The organism is Affinundibacterium nitidum (assembly GCF_014284155.1).
Lineage (GTDB): Bacteria > Pseudomonadota > Gammaproteobacteria > Burkholderiales > Burkholderiaceae_D > Undibacterium > Undibacterium nitidum.
Map to the genome: position 1 here is coordinate 840,065 of NZ_JACOFZ010000001.1, position 22,957 is coordinate 863,021.

16 protein-coding genes and 2 tRNA genes are annotated in these 22,957 nt (G+C 45.8%); 8 read left to right on the plus strand and 10 right to left on the minus strand.

Annotated elements, in window-relative coordinates:
• Nucleotides 1–73 precede the first annotated feature (73 nt).
• Nucleotides 74–559: a CinA family protein gene (locus H8K36_RS03655; RefSeq protein ID WP_186915035.1), complete on the plus strand. Its 486-nt coding sequence runs from the start codon at nt 74–76 to the stop codon at nt 557–559.
• 119 nt (nt 560–678) lie between these two features.
• Here the strand turns inward: H8K36_RS03655 and pyrF are convergent, their stop codons facing one another.
• The 3 genes from pyrF to H8K36_RS03670 form a co-directional block, all read right to left on the minus strand.
• Complete coding sequence (gene pyrF / locus H8K36_RS03660) at nt 679–1,497, minus strand: orotidine-5'-phosphate decarboxylase (RefSeq protein WP_186915034.1); 819 nt, start codon at nt 1,495–1,497, stop codon at nt 679–681.
• Between the two features lie 127 nt (nt 1,498–1,624).
• Nucleotides 1,625–2,800, minus strand: a complete 1,176-nt coding sequence (locus tag H8K36_RS03665; RefSeq protein WP_222611105.1) for an acyl-CoA dehydrogenase — start codon at nt 2,798–2,800, stop codon at nt 1,625–1,627.
• A gap of 379 nt (nt 2,801–3,179) precedes the next feature.
• Nucleotides 3,180–3,254, minus strand: a tRNA-Arg gene (locus H8K36_RS03670).
• Nucleotides 3,255–3,452: 198 nt separating this feature from the next.
• Between H8K36_RS03670 and H8K36_RS03675 the strand changes: the two genes are divergently transcribed.
• Nucleotides 3,453–5,375: an ATP-binding cassette domain-containing protein gene (locus tag H8K36_RS03675; protein WP_186915033.1), complete on the plus strand. Its 1,923-nt coding sequence runs from the start codon at nt 3,453–3,455 to the stop codon at nt 5,373–5,375.
• Between the two features lie 95 nt (nt 5,376–5,470).
• On the opposite strand, the gene murJ is transcribed toward H8K36_RS03675, so the two are convergent.
• On the minus strand, nt 5,471–7,024 hold the full coding sequence (murJ, locus tag H8K36_RS03680; protein ID WP_186915032.1) for a murein biosynthesis integral membrane protein MurJ: 1,554 nt from the start codon (nt 7,022–7,024) through the stop codon (nt 5,471–5,473).
• 195 nt (nt 7,025–7,219) lie between these two features.
• Here murJ and H8K36_RS03685 point away from each other — a divergent pair.
• From H8K36_RS03685 to H8K36_RS03695, 3 genes are all read left to right on the plus strand, one after another.
• Nucleotides 7,220–7,310: transfer RNA gene (locus H8K36_RS03685), tRNA-Ser, on the plus strand.
• Nucleotides 7,311–7,640: 330 nt separating this feature from the next.
• Complete coding sequence (locus tag H8K36_RS03690) at nt 7,641–7,832, plus strand: hypothetical protein (protein WP_186915031.1); 192 nt, start codon at nt 7,641–7,643, stop codon at nt 7,830–7,832.
• 221 nt (nt 7,833–8,053) lie between these two features.
• Nucleotides 8,054–8,893: a hypothetical protein gene (locus H8K36_RS03695; RefSeq protein WP_186915030.1), complete on the plus strand. Its 840-nt coding sequence runs from the start codon at nt 8,054–8,056 to the stop codon at nt 8,891–8,893.
• A gap of 355 nt (nt 8,894–9,248) precedes the next feature.
• Here the strand turns inward: H8K36_RS03695 and H8K36_RS03700 are convergent, their stop codons facing one another.
• On the minus strand, nt 9,249–10,016 hold the full coding sequence (locus tag H8K36_RS03700; RefSeq protein ID WP_186915029.1) for a hypothetical protein: 768 nt from the start codon (nt 10,014–10,016) through the stop codon (nt 9,249–9,251).
• A gap of 149 nt (nt 10,017–10,165) precedes the next feature.
• Nucleotides 10,166–11,614, minus strand: a complete 1,449-nt coding sequence (locus H8K36_RS03705; protein WP_186915028.1) for a DUF2867 domain-containing protein — start codon at nt 11,612–11,614, stop codon at nt 10,166–10,168.
• Between the two features lie 481 nt (nt 11,615–12,095).
• On the opposite strand from H8K36_RS03705, the gene H8K36_RS03710 reads away from it, so the two are divergent.
• The 3 genes from H8K36_RS03710 to H8K36_RS03720 all read left to right on the plus strand — a co-directional run bounded on the left by H8K36_RS03710 (nt 12,096) and on the right by H8K36_RS03720 (nt 17,678).
• On the plus strand, nt 12,096–13,940 hold the full coding sequence (locus H8K36_RS03710) for a M61 family metallopeptidase (RefSeq protein WP_186915027.1): 1,845 nt from the start codon (nt 12,096–12,098) through the stop codon (nt 13,938–13,940).
• A 247-nt stretch (nt 13,941–14,187) separates the two neighbouring features.
• Complete coding sequence (locus H8K36_RS03715; RefSeq protein ID WP_186915026.1) at nt 14,188–16,344, plus strand: DUF6600 domain-containing protein; 2,157 nt, start codon at nt 14,188–14,190, stop codon at nt 16,342–16,344.
• Nucleotides 16,345–16,577: 233 nt separating this feature from the next.
• Nucleotides 16,578–17,678: an HD-GYP domain-containing protein gene (locus tag H8K36_RS03720; protein WP_186915025.1), complete on the plus strand. Its 1,101-nt coding sequence runs from the start codon at nt 16,578–16,580 to the stop codon at nt 17,676–17,678.
• Nucleotides 17,679–17,751: 73 nt separating this feature from the next.
• Here the strand turns inward: H8K36_RS03720 and H8K36_RS03725 are convergent, their stop codons facing one another.
• From H8K36_RS03725 to H8K36_RS03740, 4 genes are all read right to left on the minus strand, one after another.
• The gene (locus tag H8K36_RS03725) at nt 17,752–19,290 is read right to left on the minus strand and encodes a S10 family peptidase (protein WP_186915024.1); all 1,539 of its coding nucleotides are present in this window, start codon (nt 19,288–19,290) and stop codon (nt 17,752–17,754) included.
• A gap of 225 nt (nt 19,291–19,515) precedes the next feature.
• The gene (locus tag H8K36_RS03730; RefSeq protein WP_186915023.1) at nt 19,516–21,102 is read right to left on the minus strand and encodes a Dyp-type peroxidase; all 1,587 of its coding nucleotides are present in this window, start codon (nt 21,100–21,102) and stop codon (nt 19,516–19,518) included.
• Nucleotides 21,103–21,125: 23 nt separating this feature from the next.
• Nucleotides 21,126–21,827 (minus strand): hypothetical protein, encoded by a 702-nt coding sequence (locus H8K36_RS03735; protein WP_186915022.1) that lies wholly within the window; start codon nt 21,825–21,827, stop codon nt 21,126–21,128.
• Nucleotides 21,817–22,527 carry a hypothetical protein gene (locus H8K36_RS03740; protein ID WP_222611106.1) on the minus strand — a complete coding sequence of 237 codons (711 nt, stop codon included), beginning with the start codon at nt 22,525–22,527 and terminating at the stop codon, nt 21,817–21,819. The genes H8K36_RS03735 and H8K36_RS03740 overlap by 11 nt, the downstream gene beginning before the upstream one ends.
• Between the last annotated feature and the right edge of the window lie 430 nt (nt 22,528–22,957).

The following is a 22,957-nucleotide window of genomic DNA, read 5'->3' on the forward strand; positions in this document are numbered from 1 at the left end:
AGCTTAAATTGAAGTGGTAAAGTAATCCTGCATTTGATCACGGCCAAGCATCACAATTACAGGAGACGAAACCATGACCAACATGATAGACCTCGCTCAACAAGTCGGCGAAGCATTAAAGGCGCGCAAACTGCTTCTCACAGTCGCTGAATCCTGTACTGGCGGCGGCGTCTGCTGCGCCCTCACAGAAATCCCAGGCTCTTCAGAATGGTTCGACTGTGGATTCATTTCCTATTCCAATTCGTCTAAAACCGAGATGCTCAATATCTCAGCTTCTCTGATTGCACAACATGGTGCAGTCAGTGAGGAAATCGCAGCGGCGATGGCTGAAGGCGCACTAGCTAATTCCGAAGCCCATGTTTCACTATCAACGACAGGCATTGCTGGCCCAGGTGGAGCGGTACCGGGGAAACCAGTTGGTACCGTTTGTTTTGGCTGGAAAGTTGGCGGCGTTACTTTTACTGAGCGCAAGGTTTTTCAAGGTGACCGACACGCGGTGCGCGAGCAAACGGTTGCGCATGCACTCAACAAGCTCTTGCGCTATATTGAGGAAATTTAATCGAAAATTAATCGAATTTGAATCATATCGAATACGCATAAAAAACGCCGGCATGCCGGCGTTTTTTACGACTATCATTCCTAAATTGACCGACGATCGATACTATTTATCGGTACAAATTAACGATACAAATTGATTGCATCACGCGTTTCCAAAGCCACGCGTCGTGCCGCTTGCGCATAGGATTCATCGCCATTTGCTTTGGCGTATAGAATCGCGCGAGAAGAGTTAATCATCATCCCCGTACCATTTGCAGTGCGACCAGCTTTAACAGTTGATTCAACATCCCCCCCCTGCGCACCCACACCAGGGATCAATAAAGGCATATCACCTATCAATGCACGTACTTGTGCGATCTCATTCGGGAAGGTGGCACCAACCACCAAAGCACATTGGCCATTGCTATTCCATTTATCAGCGACCAAGTGCGCGACGTGTTGATACAAAGGCTTGCCACCGACATCTAAAAACTGCAAATCTGAACCACCTGCATTTGAAGTACGACACAACACGATCGCGCCGCGATCTTTCCATTCAAGATAAGGTGCAACCGAATCAAAACCCATGTAAGGATTGACCGTCACCGCATCGGCATCATAGCGTTCAAAAGCTTCGCGAGCATACTGTTCAGCAGTCGCACCAATATCACCGCGCTTTGCATCCAATACAATCGGAATCTGCGGGTAAGTCGTTTTGATGTAACGGCAAATCGCTTCTAACTGATCTTCGGCGCGCAAGGCAGCGAAGTAGGCAATTTGCGGTTTAAAACTACAGGCTAGGTCGGCAGTCGCATCGACAATCGCTTTACAAAATGCATAAATCGCGTCGGGCTGCTGCGCTAATTCAGCCGGAAACTTCTTAATATCAGGATCAAGCCCTACGCACAATAAAGAATTGTTGGCGGTCCAAGCTTGGGAAAGTTTTTGTATGAAAGTCACGGCGATTCTCTATCGTCTCAAGACGGTTTAGCAAAAAGAAAAAGGGAGAGCAGCCGTAGCCGCCATCCCTCTATTATAAACCATGCTAAGGCCTAGCTTTCACGCCAGCGCTAGGCCATCTGCTAGATTAGAATGCCGCAATGCCAGTTTGGGCGCGGCCGAGAATCAAAGCGTGAATGTCATGCGTACCCTCATAAGTGTTGACCACTTCTAAGTTCACCAAATGACGAGCAATGCCAAATTCATCAGAAATACCATTGCCACCGAGCATATCGCGCGCAGTACGTGCAATATCCAAAGACTTACCGCAGGAATTGCGCTTCATGATGGAAGTAATCTCCACTGCTGCCGTACCTTCATCCTTCATTCGTCCCAAACGCAAGCAACCCTGCAAGGCCAAAGTGATTTCTGTTTGCATATCGGCTAACTTCTTTTGCACCAATTGATTGGCCGCCAACGGCTTACCAAATTGCAAACGATCCATCGTGTACTGACGCGCTGTGTGCCAGCAGAACTCAGCTGCACCCAATGCACCCCAAGCAATACCATAACGCGCAGAGTTCAAGCAGGTAAATGGGCCTTTCAAACCTTCTACGTGCGGCATCAAGTTTTCTTCTGGTACGAAGACTTCATCCATCACGATTTCACCCGTGATCGAAGCACGCAAACCAACTTTGCCGTGAATAGCTGGTGCAGTTAAACCTTCCCAGCCTTTTTCTAAAATGAAACCGCGAATACGGCCATCATCTGTCTTGGCCCACACCACGAATACATCAGCGATAGGGCTATTGGTGATCCACATTTTGGATCCACTCAACAAGTAACCGCCATCCACCGTTTTTGCACGTGTCACCATGCTGCCGGGGTCAGAACCGTGGTTCGGTTCAGTCAAACCGAAGCAACCGATCCACTCACCTGTCGCCAATTTTGGCAAATATTTTTTCTTCTGCGCTTCGCTACCAAATTCATTGATTGGCACCATCACCAACGAAGACTGCACACTCATCATAGAACGGTAGCCCGAGTCGATACGCTCGACTTCACGCGCGACCAAACCGTAACAAACATAGTTCAAGCCAGCGCCACCGTATTCGGTTGGAATCATAGAACCAAGCAAGCCCAAATCACCCATTTCGCGAAAAATCGCTGGGTCGGTGCGCTCATGGCGGAAGGCATCCAAAATACGCGGCGCCAATTTCTCTTCGCAGTACACACGTGCCGCTTCTTGCACCATGCGTTCATCTTCTGTTAATTGGGAGCTGAGTAAGAGCGGGTCTTCCCATTGAAAAGCTGCTTTTGCCATAATATTCTCTCGGTGATTTTGTAATAGTTTTTGAACTAATTCTTAATTTATTTTGACTTAAATTGGAAATTTGAAAATCAAGGGCGAATTATGCCAACTTCGCCTCAATGCCTCTTGATACAACGCAAAGAGTAAATATCACTTTGTCATTTCTATCATGAATGCAGAGCTGTCATTTAACTTTCAACTTAGACCAACATCCTACCCGAATTAGCCATCACAAGAAACGCCAAAGCAGAGTCAATTGCATAGAAAGCACAGAATTTGACGAGGGCTTTACAAAAACAAAGATCAACACTCAAAGAAGATTAAAGGCAAAAACCTGCTTTAAGGCAATTTTATAATGTGCGGAGTGCCGCTGTGGAAGGTGGAGAGTCTCTGGTCCCTCCGACAAGAATCGAACTTGTATCCCACGCTTAGGAGGCATGTGCACTATCCATTGTGCTACGGAGAGACTCGGTGGAAGGCTTGCTGTTCAAGAATGAAGCAAGTATCCAAAAGATCGTTGACGCTAGGGTCGAACGAAGCTCGCCATCTTACCTGAGGGCAGGATAACAATCAATCAGCGGGCGTTCTCGCGTACAATAGCGCCTTTCCGCATTTTTCATTCTTTTACCCGCATCGGCTCTCTTTAGCTCGACAGAAGTATCTTATGGCAGTCATCTCTCTTAGTAACGCGCAACTGGCCTTTGGCCACGTGGCTCTCCTTGATCATGCTGAGTTTTCTTTGGAAACGTCAGAACGCGTCGGCTTGATCGGTCGCAATGGCACGGGTAAATCCTCTTTACTCAAGATCATCGCAGGTCGTTTTAAACTCGACGATGGCCTATTGGTCATGCAACAAAATATTAAGATCGCTTACGTTGAACAAGAACCGCAATTCGATCCTGATATGACGGTGTTTGATGCTGTCGCGTCTGGCCTTGGTGAATTACCTAAGCTGCTACAAGAATACGAAGCTTTGACGGGACAGTTTGGTGGCGACAATGATGAAGCCTTGATGGAGCGCATGCACGATATTCAAGTGCAGCTCGACGCCGCTAACGCTTGGAGTTTGGGTAATACGGTTGAAACCACGCTGGATAAATTGAATCTATCCAAAGATGCGGTGATGAGTACCTTGTCCGGTGGTATGAAAAAACGCGTCGCCCTCGCCTGCGCTTTGGTCAGTACACCAGACGTTTTATTGCTCGATGAACCGACCAACCATTTGGATTTCTCATCGATCAAATGGCTAGAAGGCTTGCTCAAAGATTTCAAAGGCAGCGTTTTATTTATTACGCATGATCGTAGCTTCCTAGATAATGTAACAACGCGCATTATTGAATTGGATCGCGGCAAGATTACATCCTTCCCAGGCAACTTCACGACTTACCAAGTGCGTAAGGAAGAACAATTAGAAATCGAAGAAGTCGAAGCCGCGAAATTTGATAAGTTTTTGGCGCAAGAAGAAATTTGGATACGTAAAGGTGTGAAAGCACGTCGTGTGCGTGATGAAGGTCGCGTGAAACGCCTTGAACAATTGCGCCTTCAACGCGCCGCGCGTCGTGAACAGCAAGGTCAAGTGCGCCTCGATGTCACCACGGGTGAACGCTCAGGAAAAATCGTGGCAGAGCTCGAGAATATCTACAAGAGCTTTGGTCCTAAAGAGATCGTTAAAGACTTCTCAAGCATTATTCTGCGTGGCGACAAGATTGGCCTCATCGGTCAAAACGGTGCTGGTAAAACGACCTTGCTTAAACTCATTTTGGGTGAAGATCAACCAGACAGCGGTACGGTCAAAAAAGGTAGCAAGTTGCAGATCGCCTATTTCGATCAGATGCGTACGCAATTGAACGAAGAAGTGAGTTTGGCCGAAACGATTTCACCAGGCAGTGACTTCGTTGAAATTAATGGTCAACGTAAGCATGTGATGTCTTACCTTGGTGATTTCTTGTTCGCACCAGAGCGCGCGCGCTCACCAGTGAAGACCTTGTCAGGTGGCGAACGAAATCGTTTGTTGTTAGCGCGCTTGTTTGCAAAGCCAGCGAATGTCTTGGTACTCGACGAACCGACCAATGATCTGGACATCGATACCCTCGAGCTTTTAGAAGAACTCTTGGAAGACTACGAAGGTACTGTTTTCTTGGTCAGCCATGATCGCACTTTCCTCGACAATGTGGTGACACAAGTAATTGCATCTGAAGGCGATGGCGTCTGGAAAGAGTACATTGGTGGCTATACTGATTGGGAAACTTATAAAAACTCTCCTGCAGGAAAAGCAGCTGCTGCACCAGCCAAAGCCAAACTAGAAAACAAGGCAGCGGCACCTGTCAGCACGATGGTGGCCCCAACACCAAAAGCGGAAGCAAAACCAAAGAAACTCAGCTATAAAGAGCAAAAAGAGCTTGAGGAGTTGCCAGGCAGAATCAGCAGCCTCGAAGCCGAACAAGGATCAATTTCGGCTAAATTAGCCGACAGTGAATTCTATAAAAAAGCGACGCCAGAAGACGTCAAAATGCTGAACGATCGCTTTGCCGAGATCGATGAATTGTTATTAGTTGCCTTAGAGCGCTGGGAAGAAATCGGCGGTTAAGCGATTGCCACAGCCGTGAAGCTAAAAAGCCGCTCGGAAATGAGCGGCTTTTTTTATCTACAAGCGTTTCGAGTCATCTCAAATTTAATTGTGGCTTAACCTGAAACTTTACGGAAATCGCGCAAACGAAAACCGAGTGCAGACAATGTGCCAAAGTAAAGCAGCATACACGCAATAATAATGCCGCCCATCATCGCTGCGCGCAGCAAACGATGACTCTGCATCGCCAGCCAGTCTACTTGCATTGACAAAACGAAGGCTAAACCACCCATCAAAACAAGCGCCACTACCAGCTTCAAGAAGAAGCTCAGCCACCCTGCTTTCGGTGTATATAGTCCACGTTTACGCAGACCAAAGTAAAGCATTGCCGCATTCACACACGCCCCCAAACCGACCGACAAAGCAAGGCCTGCTTGATGGATGAATGGTACGAAGACTGCATTCAATACTTGCGTCACAAAGAGCACGATCATCGCGATTTTGACAGGGGTACGAATGTCCTGCTGCGCATAAAAACCTGGCGCCAAAATTTTGACGAGAATCAAACCTGTCAAACCAACACCATAAGCCGCCACGGCTTTCGCGGTTTCGTGTACCGCGTGCGCATCAAATTTACCACCATGAAATAGAGTGGCGGTTAAGGCATCAGACAAGGTCAACAAACCGACTGCTGCTGGCAAGGCCAGCAAACAAGTCAAACGCAAACCCCAGTCGAGCAAATCAGAATACTCTTTTTGGTCACCGTTCGCTTTAGCGGAAGAAAGACTAGGCAAAAGCACCGTTCCCAGAGCTACACCTAACATGGCGGAGGGAAACTCCATTAAGCGATCTGCAAAATTAAGCTGCGATGCGCTTCCATCAGGCAGGAAAGAGGCCCAAGTCGAATTGATCATAATGCTGATCTGTGTCGCAGAAACAGCTAACACCGCAGGCGCCATTTGGCGCAACACACGGCGTACCTTAGGATCACGCAAGGCGAATGCCGGATTCATTGAAATTCGCGGCAGCATGCCGATTTGAATCAAAGATGGAATCTGTATCGCCAATTGCAAAAGCCCACCGACAAAAACCGCACAAGCTAACGCGTAGATCTGCTTCTCTATACCAAACCAAGTTAACGAGAAATACGCCGCAAAGATAAAGCAAAGATTCAATAGCACAGGAGTAAATGCGGGGATTTTGAAACAGCGCCAGGTATTGAGCACTCCACTCGACAATGCGACCAGCGACATGAAGCCGATATACGGGAACATGATGCGAGTGAGGTTGACGGTTAAATCAAATTTCGAAGTCCCCCAAAACCCCGAAGAAAACATGAAGACCAGCACTGGTGCTCCGACCACACCAACTATGCAGGTCAACAGCAATGCCCACACCAAGACAGTCGCCACGTGATCCACCAACTCTTTTACTTCACTGTCAGAATTGGCGTTCCGATACTCTGCCAAAATGGGCACAAAGGCCTGTGAGAAAGCACCTTCCGCAAATAAGCGACGAAAGAAATTAGGAATTTTAAATGCCTGCACATAGGCATCCATGGTCGCGGTCGCACCAAAGAAGGCACCAAACATCATGTCACGAACCAAGCCAGTGATGCGCGACAACATGGTCATACTGCTAATTGCAGCTAAAGTTTTGAGTAAATTCATAGCGCGCAATTATAGCCTTTGCAGTTTGCAATTACGCATTTACGGTCCAAAAGCGGTCGAGAACAAGCAGAAAACTAGAGATTTCGCTCTCCGTTTCCCATTTCAAGGCCAAAATTGCATTTACCCCGCGATTTTTATCTGTTATACTTTCGAGCTTCCCAAATGACAGGTTTATACTTGTTATTCAGTGGACACGGAGAGGTGGATGAGTGGTTTAAGTCACACGCCTGGAAAGCGTGCGTAGGTTAATCGCCTACCGGGGGTTCGAATCCCCCCTTCTCCGCCAAGAACATGTTTCAAGACGTTCAATAACGTACACCGAACCCGCTTCAGGCCCAGTGCTGATGCGGGTTTTTTGTTTCTTAAGCGTTAATGGGAAACTCAAATTCTGGACACTGGGGAGACAAAGCAAAATGCGAGAGCCGCCCCGCTATCGACATACGACGATTAGCGCGTGAAGATTCCTTAAAGCGTTGCAATGCGTTTATATGGCGTTGGTCTGATGGTTCTATGGTATCGGCAACGGTACACCAAGAAGCCTTGGAACTGAGCTATACAACCAACCTTAAGCCAATGCAAAGCTACCGCTTCGAGATCACGCAAACCCGCTGCAACTATGGCGGCGCACGTTCATGGCTTACTTGCCCAAACTGCCAAAAGCAATGCGCAAAAATCTTTGAACGTAACGGGTGTTTTGCTTGCCGATCATGCCAGCGATTACGCTACCAGTAGCAAGCACTCGACCGCATCGCGCGGCATCAATGGTCTTACACCAAATTGCAAACCCGCTTGCGTGACGGTGAATTAAAACCCAAAGGCATGCACTGGAAAACCTACGACCACATAATTTACCGCCTAGCTGACATCGACACAAAAGTATCGGAAGCGTTTAACTTCTTAGCGGCACGATTCATGAAAGTATCATAAGCACTCAAAAGCTTAAGTCGACTCGTACATCCTACAGATGTACACCAAGAATGTTTCAAATTAAAATACCAATTATTCAATAAACAGAAAAGCAATTCCCAAATGATCAAGTTCTTCAAGATTTTTCTTGCTGCCGCTATCCTTATTCAAACGACCCAAGCAAACGCGAACCACCAACAAACTTTTGCTAATGACATGAGGATTTTTGGGGCATCTCACTCTTTGCTCTTAAATTCAGAAAAAATGGTAAGAGGATTGATGAATTTTTGCGAAAAAAATCACAAAGAGCATGGCTTACAAATGGGTGATTCTCTGGAAAAATGGCTAAATCGTAATCAGAGATATTTCATCCTTTATGAAAGTCTTAGAGAGGAACTTGACGAGTCAATCAAGAATGACAAGAACAGCAAGACTACTATCGAAGAATATGAAACGGAAATAAACGCACAATTTTTGCAACGAACTCTTGTCTCATTCGAAAATAAACATAATGCGATGACAGCGAAAGAACAAGTTGCATCTTGCCAAGATGTGGCAATGCGTATCATGAACGGAGACCTTGACATCGCACGCAATCCTCAAGTGAAGGCATTTCTCGAACAGCGCCTCTTGGATGATGCTGCACCAAACCTAAGTGCAGAGATAGAAGTACCTGTTCCATCGAGTGAAACCGCAGAATCGATCGAAGCCAAAGTCCAAGTGGATCTCAAGTCAATTGGGAAATATTCTATAAGCTCAAAACAATCCCAAAACGAAAGTACTAAATTCAGACTTATTCGAATTACGTTTGAGCGCCACTTTCCACGCAAAGAAGCAAAATCTATAGCTGATCAACTCTTCAAAACACTTTACGAAAATTTACCTGCCAATTTAGGTTTGCGCGTTTACTTAAAGTTCGGAATGGATAATCAATTACAAGTACGCCACCTCACCCCAAATTAAGGGCAATAGGTTAAATGTGTCGCTAGTCTACAAAAAAAGAGAGAGAAATTTTCTGTTGAGTGTTTTGGTCAATATTGCCCTTGTTTCTCTTCCAACAATTAGATTTTTTTGACTTCGTAAAGTTACGTAGCAAATCTTTTTGGGCGCATTTTTTGGGGGGGGCACGAACAAAATTCGAATTATCAAAACCCTTTATTTATAAGGCTTACAGAGAACTATACGACGGCCCCGCCTTCCGCCAAGAATACAAATGCCCGCAATCGCCGGCATTTTTTATTTATAGCGAGAAAGGGGATATTCCTCGTAATTTTGAATTCGCGGCCGGAAAAGTAAGTCGCTTTAAGCAATAAGTCGCTCAATGAAACAAGTGCATCAACTCATCCATGCGCGCTAGCTTTCCTATATGTTTGCCATCGCGTTTAGCAATCCCAAGCGCGAACGACAGTTCGTCTTCACTAGGCTCTAGGATTTTAAGGGCCTTCGCAATTCGCGGATAGATCGCGTTACGAATATAACGGCGTGGTGCGGTTTTCCATTGCCATCCTAATATCGCACTAAAAATCAGCGCCAAAACCAGTGAGACAGTACTTTGATTCTCTGCCAAACTAGATGACAGGAGTCCTAGGTAAGAAGGTAATACGAATATGGCGAGCAAGCCCAATACAGCAACAATGAGCATTTGCGTATCGAGATAAAAGTGTGACATTCGACGCTCAACTATAGGCGCCAAGGTTTCAAAGCTTTCAGCGACTAACTCGACCCTCAATTTCTCTTCTATCGTATGTGGACTTTGGCGTATGAGTTTCTCAAGTTGTAGCCGTTTGCCGTGATATTTATATGCACGCGGAAATGTTGCTTCAGCCAAAGTCTTGATTGCTGCCGTACGACTGCGATTGGCGAACGCAGCGTAGCGAATGGGGTCAGCATGCATGAAAGTCTGACAATCAACACATTCTCGTAAATAGCCGACAGTCGCCCCAGTCGCGAGAGGAATGCCATAACTCAAATCCGGATCATTGATTTTGCTTAGCTTAAACTCAGTCAACTCGCGACAAATTGGACAAAAATCAACGACGTAACCCATCGCTTTTTCTTGCCTTCGTTTGCCTAGATAAATCAGCATAGCTTACCTAACCTCAGAAATACGGTTAATGATAGAAGAAGTTCATTCCCAAATTGAAGCACCTATTCTATGCAAGATTACGTGTAAAACAAAGAAACAACACCAAGTTCAAGCAGCAAGATACAAAACAACAACACCACACTTGTCTGCTATCTCCACAATAGACGCATACACCAACAACCTGGTGCGTGCTTTTGCGATTCTTGCAAACATAGCTTGCTTGCCGCGGTCGAGAGCATTTTGGGAACGATATAGGTCTGATGTATACCTCGGATACAGCGCATATAGAAACGTCCAAAGAGATTTCGATATGCCACACGGTTACTCAGACTAATCGCAATCCCCTCCTCCCTGACTTCAACCATCACTACACTTCGGAATTGCAAATGTTTATCGTCTGCACCCAAGACTACCTGCGCGATAGTATTGTTTTCATTGACCTGATACGCCCATACTGGAAAGCGATTTAAGAAGTATTCCTGAGCTTGGTCTGACATTAGAGAAGATACGGGGCATCCAACGTTCGAAGTACGTAAGCCAAAGGGTTTCACCAGCGCATTTCGGACTTGCATCAAACAAGTCACTCCTGCAGGTGAATCTTTGATAAAGGCTTGCAGTAAATCACTCATATAAGCAGTAGCATTTGGCATACTAAACGAACGCAGTTCTTGATGGTGAATGACTAATTCAAAGTGATCGAGATGGAAGGATGCCTTCTCGACCAACTGATCCCAGACGAGTGAATACGACGGCACAGTTCCTTGGCGCGTACGTGAGAACAAACTTCCTTTTACTTGATTTGTATACGACATGTAATGATGATGCAGCCGAGAGAATAATTTTTGATACAAAAAATTAGGCAGGGTTCGATGGCTTGTGCCTCTTGTATGACGTGATACCGAATTCGCTTGATGAAGCTGTAGTTGTTGAACATTGTCACAACGCGCAGCAAAGTCATGTTCAGAAACTAATCGGGAGAGTTGTTCAGGTAAAACCTCTGTCAACATAGGAATACTTGCTTCCCCTCCAAGGATACGATTTCTGAGATGTTGATCTTGAATTCCATGCATATCATCTGGATGAAACGAGACTGCAAATAGCGCAGGACAAGTCGAATTGACTTTCGCTGGCACAAATTGATGCCAGACTCCTCTAGAAAAACGCACTGTGAACAAGCTATCGGCAGGGATTTGTATGCAATATGCCTGTTCAAAGAAGGCCTCCAAATTCAATTCATTTTCGTTGTGTTTCGCGGTAGAGAATCGCAATTGCGTACCATCTCCGCCAGAGACTGCGGTGAACATTCGCGGACTTGCATGTCGATGAAACGGATGTCCTTGGCTTTCGACCAAGAACGTATATAGGCTACTGTGATCTACATCGCTTTGCATTAATTCGCCAATGCAAGTCGAAGGCTCGTCCAATGCATCGACAAAACGTGGATGCCGCTGCTGCAAATCTGCGGCTTGCTGCACCATTGCATTACCCCGCCCTCGCCCTACCTCTGCAATCAAATGAACTTCGATATACATACCCCCTACATCTTTGTGTATACAGACATTGGGAAAACTTGGTTTGCTTAGGTGTGGGTTCGGCATCTTAGGCTCCTATCGTTATCAATGCGTTGACCAAGGTCGATTGCAACAATGATTCATCATACACCACATTTAACTAATTAGCTAATTACCTCATAAAAATATAAGCTTTTTGTATGGCTGCAAGGTGAATTGCCTTGGTCGATTTCTATCCATATGATCGGATTAGGCCAGAAGTAGTAAACGATGTAGCTTTTTTACAATCATCACCAACCATCTCAACACAGACTTAACCAAACTGTGGTTTCACATCAAACTCTACGGAACTTATCTGCATGCTCCCAATCAAACACAGTGTTGAAAATAATCCTCATTAAGCGACTTAAGTGACCTCATCAGGTGTGACTCGATCGCTTTTACACTCGTTGACAGTGTTTAGGAAAATCTTCATGCTCTCACTTTTGTTGCGCTAGGCTGAGATATCACCTAGTCTCAAGGTCAAATTCGAGAAACATCCTGCAACCCTACTTAATCAAGCTGAATAATGAAAAAAATCCTGCTTCCTTCTATAGCACTTGCGTGCACTTTAGGTTCCGCAACGGCACATGCTGATGTGAACTACCAAATCAAAATCACTAACGCGGCGCAACATTTGGCTGAAGTCAGTATTGATTTTCCTGCAGCTAAAGGAAATACCTTAGATGTGCAAATGCCGATCTGGCGCACTGGTCGCTATGAGGTTCTCAACCTAGGCAAGAATGTGCGTCAATTCAAAGCGACGAACAGCAAAGGTCAGCCACTAACATTTGCTAAAACCGACAAAGGTACATGGCAAGTTAAGACCAAAGCTGGCGAAGCAGTAAAGGTCAGCTACGAGGTGTACGCCAATGCACTCGGTGAACGTACACAGCACATTGATGACACGCATGCCTATTTAGATGCCAGCGGCATCTTGATGTATGCAGCGCCGTTCCGCTCCCAAGCGATCACAGTGAAACTAGATACGCCTACAAATTGGGTATCACGTTCTGGCATGGATAAAGGAAATTGCGACCATTGTTTCGTGGCGCCGAATTACGATGTGTTAATCGATTCACCGATTGAAACAGGTGAGCATGAATTCCATCAATTTGAAGTTGACGGCCGCAGTATTGAATTGGCGATCTGGGGTCGTGGCAATTACGATGGCAAGAAGATGGCAGAAGATTTGAAAAAAATCGTCATCGAAACTAAAAAGACCTTGGGCGAGTTTCCGTTCAAGAAACGTTACTTGTTCATCGTACATGCAACGGATGGCGCAGGCGGTGCAACAGAACATTTGAACTCTACGGTTATTCAAAAACCTCGTTGGACTTACTTTCCTCGCAAAGAATATTTAGGTTTCTTGAAAACTGCAGCACATGAATTCGTCCACACGTGGAACGTCAAGGCCTACCGCCCGAAAGAAATGGTGCCTTATGAATACCAAAAAGAAAATTACACACGCCTGCTATGGATTGCCGAGGGGAATACGTCTTACTTGGAAGAATTGGTGACTTTACGTGCAGGAATCCAAACACGTGACGAATTCCTCGATGACTTATCCAAAGCATTGCTCGCTTATGAACATCAACCGGGCCGCTTCCAGCAAAGTGCTGCGGAATCAAGTTTTGACTCTTGGATCGATGCGGGTGGAGAACGTGCACGCAATGCCTCAGTTAACATTTATAGCAAAGGGATGTTACTTGGCAATGCGATCGACATCGAAGTTCGTCGTCAGACTAATGGCGCTAAAGGCTTAGAACACGTGCATCAATATCTGTACGCCCACCATACGGTCGACAAAGGCGGATTCGGTGAGGCGGATGTTCGTACTGCGTTGAAATCCGTCACTGGTAATGACTGGTCTGATTGGTGGGCAATGTATGTCGATGGCATTGGTGAAATTCCATTCCCAGAATTACTGAAAAATGTGGGGCTTAAATACATCATCGAAGCTGGTAAAGATGACGAACAAAAAGAGGAATGGTTCACGGGTCTGCGTACTCGCGAGGCAGGTGATTTCCCACTCGTGACCGAAGTTGAACGCGATAGCCCGGCTTGGAAAGCCGGCATCGTTGCGGGCGATACTTTGATCGCAGCAAATGGTCTGCGCTTGACCAATAAAGACTTGAATGACCGTTTGTGGTTAATGCAGCAAACGCCAATGAAGTTATCGGTATTCCGCCGCGACGAGTTGAAAGAACTCGCCTTCGTACCAGCAAAACAAGTCAAGGGCAAAGCCAAAGTCAAAGCACTTGATGATGCCAATGACCAACAAAAAGCACTCAATAGCAAATGGTTAGGCGTGGAATGGCCAAGCAAGCCAGCAGCTGACAAAACTAAGGATGCTGAAAAAATAGCCAAATAACTCCTTACAGAGTTTAGCTTGTCAGCATTTGTAACAAGCGTACGAACAACAATGGCAGTCGAGTAAAATCTCCACTGCCATTTTTGTTGCCCGATCGAAAAACTAACGCCAGTTTTCTTGCGGCGCACCAAAAAAAGAAAGAAATTCGTGAATTATTGTGACATCCAAATACTCTACTCGCGCGTTATATACTGACAGGTATGGTCGTAATTGCATTCAATTCGTTTATTCCATGCGAAAGAACAATATGAAATTCATCAAGAAAACTTCTGGCATGCTTGGCGCTGCCACTTTAACTTTAGCGAGTCTGCTACTTGTTGCACCAGCAATGGCACAAAATGACCCTCCGGGTCGCGTGGCCCGTGTTGGATATTCTTACGGACAAATCAATTTTGCCGACGCGGGAAGCAATCAATGGACCGAGTTGATTCCTAATCGCCCAATCTCCACCGGCGATAGCATTTTTGTCGCAGAACAAGGGCGTGCTGAACTCCACGTAGGCAATAGTGCTTTACGTTTAAATGAAAACACACGCCTAAGCTTCATTAATCTCACCGATGACGTTAGTCAGATCCAATTAACACAAGGCACAATCGTTGTACGAGTAAGAGCGTTATCTGAGCGTGAAGTATTCGAAATTAATACACCGAATTTGAATTTCGGCATCCAAGAACCTGGCGAATATAGAATCAATATCAACCCAGATAACACCACGACCGTCGTGGTGAGACGCGGTGTTGGTGTGGCCCAAGGTGACCGCGACGTGATTACGTTGCGTGAAGGAGAGCAGACACGTTTTTCAGGAACCAATCTGAATCACACGATGATTGCGCGCGCTCCTGCCTTTGATACATTTGATCAGTGGGCATATGACCGTGATCGTGCTGAAGAAAACTCGGTTTCTGCTCGCTATGTGCCTCGCGACATGGTTGGCTATCAGCAGCTCGACGAATATGGCAACTGGGAAACCCATGTTGAATATGGCGCGATTTGGTACCCACGTGGTATTTCCGCCGGTTGGGCGCCCTATCGTGATGGTCGCTGGGTGTGGGTTGCTCCATGGGGCTGGACATGGGTTGATCGCTCACCATGGGGCTTCGCTCCGTATCACTATGGACGTTGGGCCTATGTTGGACGTCGCTGGGGTTGGGTACCTGGAAGATATGAACACCATCATCGCCCTGTGTACGCACCAGCCCTCGTTGCATTTGTTGGCGCCACCAACCATGGCGTTAGCGTAGGCGTCAGTGTCGGAAGCAGACATGTTAGCGGCCCTGCGGTTTCTTGGTATCCCCTAGGACCGGGAGAATCATATCGTCCTCATTACACTCAAAACCCACGCTATATTCAAAACATCAATCAAACGATTATCAACAACACCGTCGTGATCAATCGCGGCAAAGGTGTTTATGTAAATCGTGATGTACCAAATAGTGTGACTTCTGTCCCATCACAAACTTTTGTTCGTGGTGAACACGTTTTTCCTGCTTCGAAGTCTATCCTAACGAATCAAATCAAGAAGCTAGAGGTCTTGAACGAAGGTCCAAATTTAACACCAGCGAACAATAATCGTTTTGGTGAAGGACGTCCTCGCACTTGGCAGGAGAACGATCAATACCATAGCCGGGCCACAATTAATTCGGTCAACAACAATAGCCAGGGTAGTACGAATAACAATTTCGATAACCGAGGCCGTGACAGAACGAATACGGCAAATGGTATGACAAATAATCGCAGTGGCGTGACCACACAAACTCCGAATGGTGGAACAGCAGGTCTCAATGTGCAGACAAACCCAAATACGCCAGTAGGAAGTAACGCCCCTTCTGCGCAACCGAATATTGTCGTTCAATATCCACAAATGCCGGCACGGAATGATCGCCCGCAACCTGCGAACACAAACAATGCGAGCATCAACACGACTGCCGTAACGCCACCGCAGATAAACAACAAGTCGTATGACGAAATTCAAGCCGAACGCGGACGAGCAACACGCGGTGACGATTACCGAGGAAATAACACGCGCATTGAAAATCGTCGGGATGTGACAGTTCAAAGTAGCATGCCAAGTCCTCAAATGCCTGTCATAAACAACCCGACACCCGTCGCTGCACCAAATCGCACCGTTGATCGGCCTATCGAACGCAATGAGCGTCCGGTTGAACGCATGCAGGAACGCCTCATTGAACGCGGAAATGAACGTCCGATCGAACGTCCGCAGGCAAGTTTCGCACCTCGCCAAGAATCAAGACCTGAACCAAGGCCGGTGGAAGTCAGACAAGCGATGCCAGTTGTGACAGCACCGGTTTCTACACCACCAGTTTCGGCTCCCGCTGCGAAAACCGAAAAGGTCGAGAAACCCAAAGACAAATATGAAGAGTCCAAATTAAAAAGAGAACGCTAATAACCCTCAGAAACACAGGAACAAATGGCACCCAAGCGGTGCCATTTTGCCAAGATCGGGGCAAAAAAATACTAACTAGGTGTGTCTTACGCGGAAGAAACAACAAATCAAGACAAAATCGTAACAATTAAGTTCTTTTAACAATTTAAAGCGGTTTTCTTCTGGAAATTCTTACCCATAAGGCTATAATTTCCCCAGGGTATTATTTCAAAACAGTATTGGGGCCTTTCAATATGAATTCACCCGCAATTTCCTGCCCAGAATTTCTCGCCATGGAGCGTTCCATCATCGATGACTTCGTCTCGTGCACGAGAGAAAGTTGCGATGAAACTGAAACCTGCATTAAGGCTCTCAACAATCACGGTGGACCTGAGTTTGTGCATCGCCTATTTCGCGCCCTGCACTCACTCAAAGGCAATTGCCTCATGGTGGGATTAACTCCCTTTACCGAACCCCTACATCGTATCGAAGATATTGTTGCCAAAGTTAGAGCGAATCAAATTCCTTATCATCCTGTGATCGGCGAATTTTTGCTGCTTGCGACCGATGAGATTGAAGATCTGCTAGCCGAACTAATTACCAGCAAACAATGTAATAACGATAAACGTCTCCTACTTTGCAAAGTTGCCGAACAGCTGCTGGCATCTCTCAATGCAAGTAATGTTGAATCGGAAGTACGTAACGCTATTAATTTATTAGATAAAAAAGACCGCAGTATTGCGCAAGAAGTTAAAGCAAAAAAAGTCTTACTCGAAGTTCCACCTGATCTAGAACTGATGCGCGAATTGTCGAATCACATCGACAACCTCAGTATTTATCGTAAAAATCGCAGCGATCAAGTAGTACAGATGACAGAACAACTCAATGAGGCAATGGGCTTCCCTGTCGATCCCAAACAGCTTCAAGCAGCATCACTCATGCATGACGTAGGCATGAGTTTCATTCCACATAATATCTTCAACAAAGAAGGCTCACTCTCCAGAGAAGAACTACGTAAGATTCAAGAACATGTGGTGATTGGCAGTCAATTCCTATTACGATTTGGCGGTTGGGAAGAAGCAGCGCGGATGGTGTTAGATCATCACGAGCGCTTCGATGGAACAGGATATCCGAATGGCGCCAAAGGAGACGAAATTCACATTGGTGGCCGCATGTTATCGATTGTAGATACCTTCTGTTCAATCACGACAGAACGATCTGACCGCACATTTAAGAAAAGCCTACTCAGCGCGATTTCCGAAATCAACGCTAATAGTGATACTCAATTTGATCCCGCAATGGTGCAAGTCTTTAACGAGGTTGTTCGAAAAATTATGATGCGTCCGAGCACCTAAGAGTCAATCCAAGCAAATGAAAAAAAGCCCTGACTGAATAAATCAATCAGGGCTTTTTTCATTCAACTCGGATTTAGTATTTGGCAGCCTGCCCAGAAGCAGGCAATGATTTCTTAATGAATTCACGAATATGTTCATTGGACGTCGCCAAATCTTCAGCTCTTAAATACATCATATGACCACTACGATAGCCTTTAAATTCCATGCGATCTTTCATCTTGCCGCTTGGATCAATCTGCCACATCGTGTACTTAGCGTCGAAGTAATTCGTCGCCCCATCGTAGTAGCCTGACTGCACCATCAAATGCATGTACGGATTTTCTGCCATCGCAAGACGTAAATTCTCGCCTGTTTTATCATTACTATTATCCCAAGGATGAACCGGCCCAAACATGTTGTACTTAACATCCGTTTTGTATTTCAACACATCACGTAGATAGTAATTGATCGCAGGCGTGAATGAATGCAACCAAGAAGTTAATTCTGCATTGTAATCAGGCGCTATGCCAGCATCACTACGATCGATTCCCAAATAACGTGAATCAAGACGTCCGACTGTTTTTCCTTTTTCGCGCAGTAAGTCTTTCCAAAAAAATGCTGGTGCAATAGTGAGATTATTCTGCAGCACAGTCTTCTCAGACAAGCCTGAGTAACGCGCTACCTTCGCTGCAATTTCCTGACGCTTTGTCGGATCAATAAAGCCACCACGACTGAGTGCTGGAATAAATTCATCTAAGGTGAACGCTTCAACTTCAGGCAGCAAAGCATTCAAATCTCGTTGCTGCAAATCGGCTGGAAGCGCCTTGTGGTACCAAGCGGTTGCAGCGTAATAAGGTAGAGAAAGTGCTGCATCAACGGGGCCGTCACGTTTGATTCCAAGTTCGGTTGGAGAAACTAAGATCACACCATTCAGATACATCCAATGATTGTTTTGCAGTTCTTTCGCGAGTCCAGAAACACGTGTCGTGCCATAGCTTTCACCAATCAAATACTTCGGTGAATTCCAACGACTTTGACGAGAAACGAATGTATTAAGCCACTCGGCGAGATAGGCGATGTCAGCATTGACTCCAAAAAACTGGGCACGATCGGCCTTCGGGTCTAGTATCCTCGAAAACCCTGTATTGATAGGATCAATATAGACAATATCTGCAACATCCAAAATCGAGTGCGGGTTATCACGAACTCCATAGGGTTGTACTGGGTATCCCTCATCATCAATATTCAACATTTTGGGACCAGTATAAGCAACGTGCATCCACACCGAAGCCGAACCAGGCCCGCCATTAAAAGAAAAAATGAGAGGACGTTTTTCTCGGTTCGACACATCACTTCTTTGGTAGTAGGTATAAAACAAAGACGCAATCACCTTGCCGTCTTTATCCCAAACTGGCTGGGTACCCGCGGTTGCTTTGTAGGGAACAATTTTAGACTTGATGGTCACCGTCCCGCTTGAATGCACGGCAGACTCGGCAGGTAGCAACCGTTCATTTGCAATAGTGCTCGGTTTGTTTGCGCTAACGGCTGGAGGCACATTACTCGTCGCATCTTGTGCACTTGCAGAGGTCGCAAGTACCAGTGCACTAGAGATAACAAGGGAAGAAATTTTCATTTAATTTGTCTCCGGAAATTTGAATGTAGTCGCGTGAAATAAAACTAAGACAGTGAATTAATTTATGGCCAATTAGAGAGAAATTTCATCACAAAGTTCCCTCGCCAATCGAACCACTCATTGAAATTTAATAACAATTAGCTCACGATATGCTCGAAAACACCGAAATAAAAAACGGCGCTCAATATGAGCGCCGCTTCTGTCGCAAGTCGAGACTCTACGACTTCATGTTGGATCAACAACACCTTTGGCGATCATGCGCAAAGCGGTCAAGCTCGGTACGAAGAAGTATTCGCCACCCCGAGTTTCGACTAAACGAGGAATCTTACTTAGGAAGTATGGTGCCTCGTCGCTATTTGGATCAACCTGCAACACCGCTTTACTTGGTGTTTTCTCATCGGCGCTATGGTTGCCCAGCAAGATTTCTTTGTCACTTCCCGCTTGAAAATCATTGCCATAATTAATCCACTGCTGCTGCACAAACTCAAACTGTCGATTGATGTCGGCGTTGATCATCATGATGATAATGCCGTGATTACCAGCATTACTGCTACGATCTTTCACCTCGCCATAGGGCAAACCACGTCTTAAAATACGGCGACGATTCGCCAACGCGCCGGGCGTATCAAAGGCATCTTTGTTATAAATCATCGAGCCTGGACAAGCCCCCTTCACCATCTGTAAAGACGCTCTCGGATTAATACGACGTATGTGGGCACTAAATGGGCACTTCGCACCACTCATATCATCGTCATAGGTGAAGTCGCTTAAGAGCTTATCTTTACCTTGTTGATCCGCTCCCATGAATTGCATATCAAACTTGGCTTTGCTTGCTGGGTCAGGAGCCTTCACCAATGGTGCACCGTTATCGCGCCAACGCCCAACAAACTTCGCTGCAAGTAATTCGCGTGCATCGTCTAAGGGTAAATCTTTATGCGCGGCAAAACTATGCGCATGCTTTTCCAAATATTGATCGAAGCTCGCAACATTTTCATGCAACTTGCGATAGACCATATATGTACCATTGCGAGACAACAGAATCGGCTGCGGTGCTGGTGGATATTCGTGGGCTTCATCAACGTGACCAAGCAAAAATTCGCCAGTTGCCAAAGGCGCCCACGTGCCATCATCCATCTGTTTCCCACGACCTTGCACATTCAAGTCGTAGTTAGGTGCACCTTCAAAAACAGGATCGCCTATGCCATCGGTATAACCAAAGTGCTCTTTCGAGGTTGGATGTCCGTTTTCCATCACGACTTTCACGTCTTGGTAATCTAGGATTGCGCCATCATCACCACGATGACCACCAAGAATCACCACACCTTCTGCATGTGCATTAACCACGCCTCGCAACCATTGGTATGACTCTTCCAAGAATTGCGGTAATCGTGCGTTAAGTGAAATAAAGATATGGACGTCTTGCTCACGCGTTTCACGGTTACCTTGCCAGATGGGATCCCAATTTTCTGGAGAACTAGGACCGTCATCACCCAAAATATCGCGACGATGTTTCATGCCTTGCACAAACTCCGGTGAAAAACCATTGAGCGAAGAGCGTGGCAATTCCAATTCCTTTAAACCTTGGTAAGCAAAAGCGATATTCACGGTCCAATTTGGCTGTGCGATCTGCCCAGCACCATTACCCCACTCTACTGACGATGTCACACGCTTGGTCACAGCAGCCACAAAATCACGTGCAATAGCAGAATGACGAATATTTAAAAACACATAACGCGCTACAGGATATCCAAACCGTCCATACGCACGAATGACATTCCCTTGAATGTCTGTTAAATCTAATTGTTTAGTCACACTCGACCTCTTTATTGGAATATTTATAGACGGTACTTACCGGCAGACCATGTTGGCGCTGTCAGATTATTCGGCGCAACACGTTGCATGAAGGCTTGCATATTCACCTTAATAGCCGCGGCATCGAGTCCTTGGTTATCGATCACAAACTTAGCAAACTCTTGTTTGAGGTAGAGCGCTTTCAATTGTTCTGCCAAGGGTTCGTCGTTAGAACCATCAAAAAACAAAGATGCAGTCAGCTGACATTTCTTCATATAAACAATAAAGCTATCGGCATCACTCACCTGATCAAAACCATAGCAATACGACCAAATTTCTTTGATCCGATCGTTTATCGCTTGCCACATTCCACGCAAATAAGCATCGAGATCCGCCTTCGGTCCGCCATAGAAATTACAAGAAAACACGAGGTAGCGCGACTGTAAATGGTCCTCTTTTGGCACCGCTGCGCGACGCATTGGATCGGTCACAAATGGCGATAAATCCCGCACCGTATCAAGTCCACCGCCAGTGGGTTGTGACTCAGTGTACACATCGTCGAGCACAAAGAAACGGCAAAGATAAGTGTTGGGCACTTTCGCCATGGGACTGTTATTTTCGAAATTCCATCCCTGCAAACGATCACGAATCAAATCGGCGTAAGCGATTTCGTCTGCTGTATAAGCACTCTTAATCGGCGATAGTATGGTTAAAGCATAAGCGTTTCCGTTGATATTACCGGCCATGTTGATCTCCTGTTGTACCCGCATCGGCCAAGGCTTGTGCCGCGATCTCTTTTTTCAAGGAACCATCATGCCAACGCTGACGGCGCTGAACTTGGTAAGCAGACATACTAATAATAGGGGTTGGATGCATATCACCGAGGTCATGCTGCAAGCCACGCACCAGAGCGTTATAGCGCTTCATAAAATCAGCATCACTGGCATCCAAATCGTGCTTTTGAAACGCGATCAAAGCATCCTTAATTGCCTTGGCGCTTTTCACATCATTCGAGGCCGCCAACGGATAGGCATTGTAATAATGAATGGTTTCAATCTGGTTGTAACGAATGTAGTTATGGAATGGCGTCAATGGTACCGACTTTGGGTAACGGATATTCCACTTCCAAAAGAGATCAAGACCACCAGGAATCGCAAACGTGAACGAATCTACATATTGGTCCCAGCTACCGTTGAAATTACTGAAGAACATCATGTAGGAATATTTCAGTTTTTCTTTCGGCTGTTTAGGGTCAAGATGAGGAAATTGATCGCGCCCAATAATTACCCAACGGGCATAGTGAATGAGTGAGAGTGTCATCAAGCCCTTCAGAGTTGAAGGCACTTTTAATGCAAACCAAAAATAGAATTTATTGAGCCAAGCGGTGTACCACCGTATAGGGGTAATCACATTCATGGCATACGCTTTACCTGCGATATTCGACATCCTGATACCTCGTCGTGAGAAACGGTTTTGGAGTATTAAGGCACAAAATCCTGTGTCTTTTTTTCATGTGAATCGGGCAAAAGTGTGGCGGCTAGAGTATTGAATGTCAATTAAAAAGAACAATATTTGATCGAGCTGTTGTGTTTCGATTTCAGAGAGAAACAGGCAGGATTGCTGTGCGCCTGCCACAGGTAAATTCACGATCGTTGTATATTTTTGATTTATTTTTCGATTTTTTTGTAAAGGACGCTTGACATTGCATTTTCAGGCGACTAATATGTAAAACATGCTTTACACATCAAGCAGCGAAAAAAAACCCCGCTGCTTATTTTTTAGAATCAGATGTCAAGTTCACTTGACTCGCAACACTAAGCAGGCTGTTCATACATCTTGCTTTTTTTATCGAAACAGATGTCAAACAAACTTTACA

What these genes read in the sequence shown, in the direction of transcription:
- H8K36_RS03655 (WP_186915035.1), top strand. Translation starts at nt 74, where the DNA reads ATGACCAACATGATAGACCTCGCTCAACAAGTCGGCGAAGCATTAAAG.
- H8K36_RS03665 (WP_222611105.1), bottom strand. Translation starts at nt 2,800, where the DNA reads ATGGCAAAAGCAGCTTTTCAATGGGAAGACCCGCTCTTACTCAGCTCC.
- H8K36_RS03675 (WP_186915033.1), top strand. Translation starts at nt 3,453, where the DNA reads ATGGCAGTCATCTCTCTTAGTAACGCGCAACTGGCCTTTGGCCACGTG.
- murJ (WP_186915032.1), bottom strand. Translation starts at nt 7,024, where the DNA reads ATGAATTTACTCAAAACTTTAGCTGCAATTAGCAGTATGACCATGTTG.
- H8K36_RS03690 (WP_186915031.1), top strand. Translation starts at nt 7,641, where the DNA reads ATGGCGGCGCACGTTCATGGCTTACTTGCCCAAACTGCCAAAAGCAAT.
- H8K36_RS03695 (WP_186915030.1), top strand. Translation starts at nt 8,054, where the DNA reads ATGATCAAGTTCTTCAAGATTTTTCTTGCTGCCGCTATCCTTATTCAA.
- H8K36_RS03700 (WP_186915029.1), bottom strand. Translation starts at nt 10,016, where the DNA reads ATGCTGATTTATCTAGGCAAACGAAGGCAAGAAAAAGCGATGGGTTAC.
- H8K36_RS03705 (WP_186915028.1), bottom strand. Translation starts at nt 11,614, where the DNA reads ATGCCGAACCCACACCTAAGCAAACCAAGTTTTCCCAATGTCTGTATA.
- H8K36_RS03710 (WP_186915027.1), top strand. Translation starts at nt 12,096, where the DNA reads ATGAAAAAAATCCTGCTTCCTTCTATAGCACTTGCGTGCACTTTAGGT.
- H8K36_RS03715 (WP_186915026.1), top strand. Translation starts at nt 14,188, where the DNA reads ATGAAATTCATCAAGAAAACTTCTGGCATGCTTGGCGCTGCCACTTTA.
- H8K36_RS03720 (WP_186915025.1), top strand. Translation starts at nt 16,578, where the DNA reads ATGAATTCACCCGCAATTTCCTGCCCAGAATTTCTCGCCATGGAGCGT.
- H8K36_RS03725 (WP_186915024.1), bottom strand. Translation starts at nt 19,290, where the DNA reads ATGAAAATTTCTTCCCTTGTTATCTCTAGTGCACTGGTACTTGCGACC.
- H8K36_RS03735 (WP_186915022.1), bottom strand. Translation starts at nt 21,827, where the DNA reads ATGGCCGGTAATATCAACGGAAACGCTTATGCTTTAACCATACTATCG.
- H8K36_RS03740 (WP_222611106.1), bottom strand. Translation starts at nt 22,527, where the DNA reads ATGTCGAATATCGCAGGTAAAGCGTATGCCATGAATGTGATTACCCCT.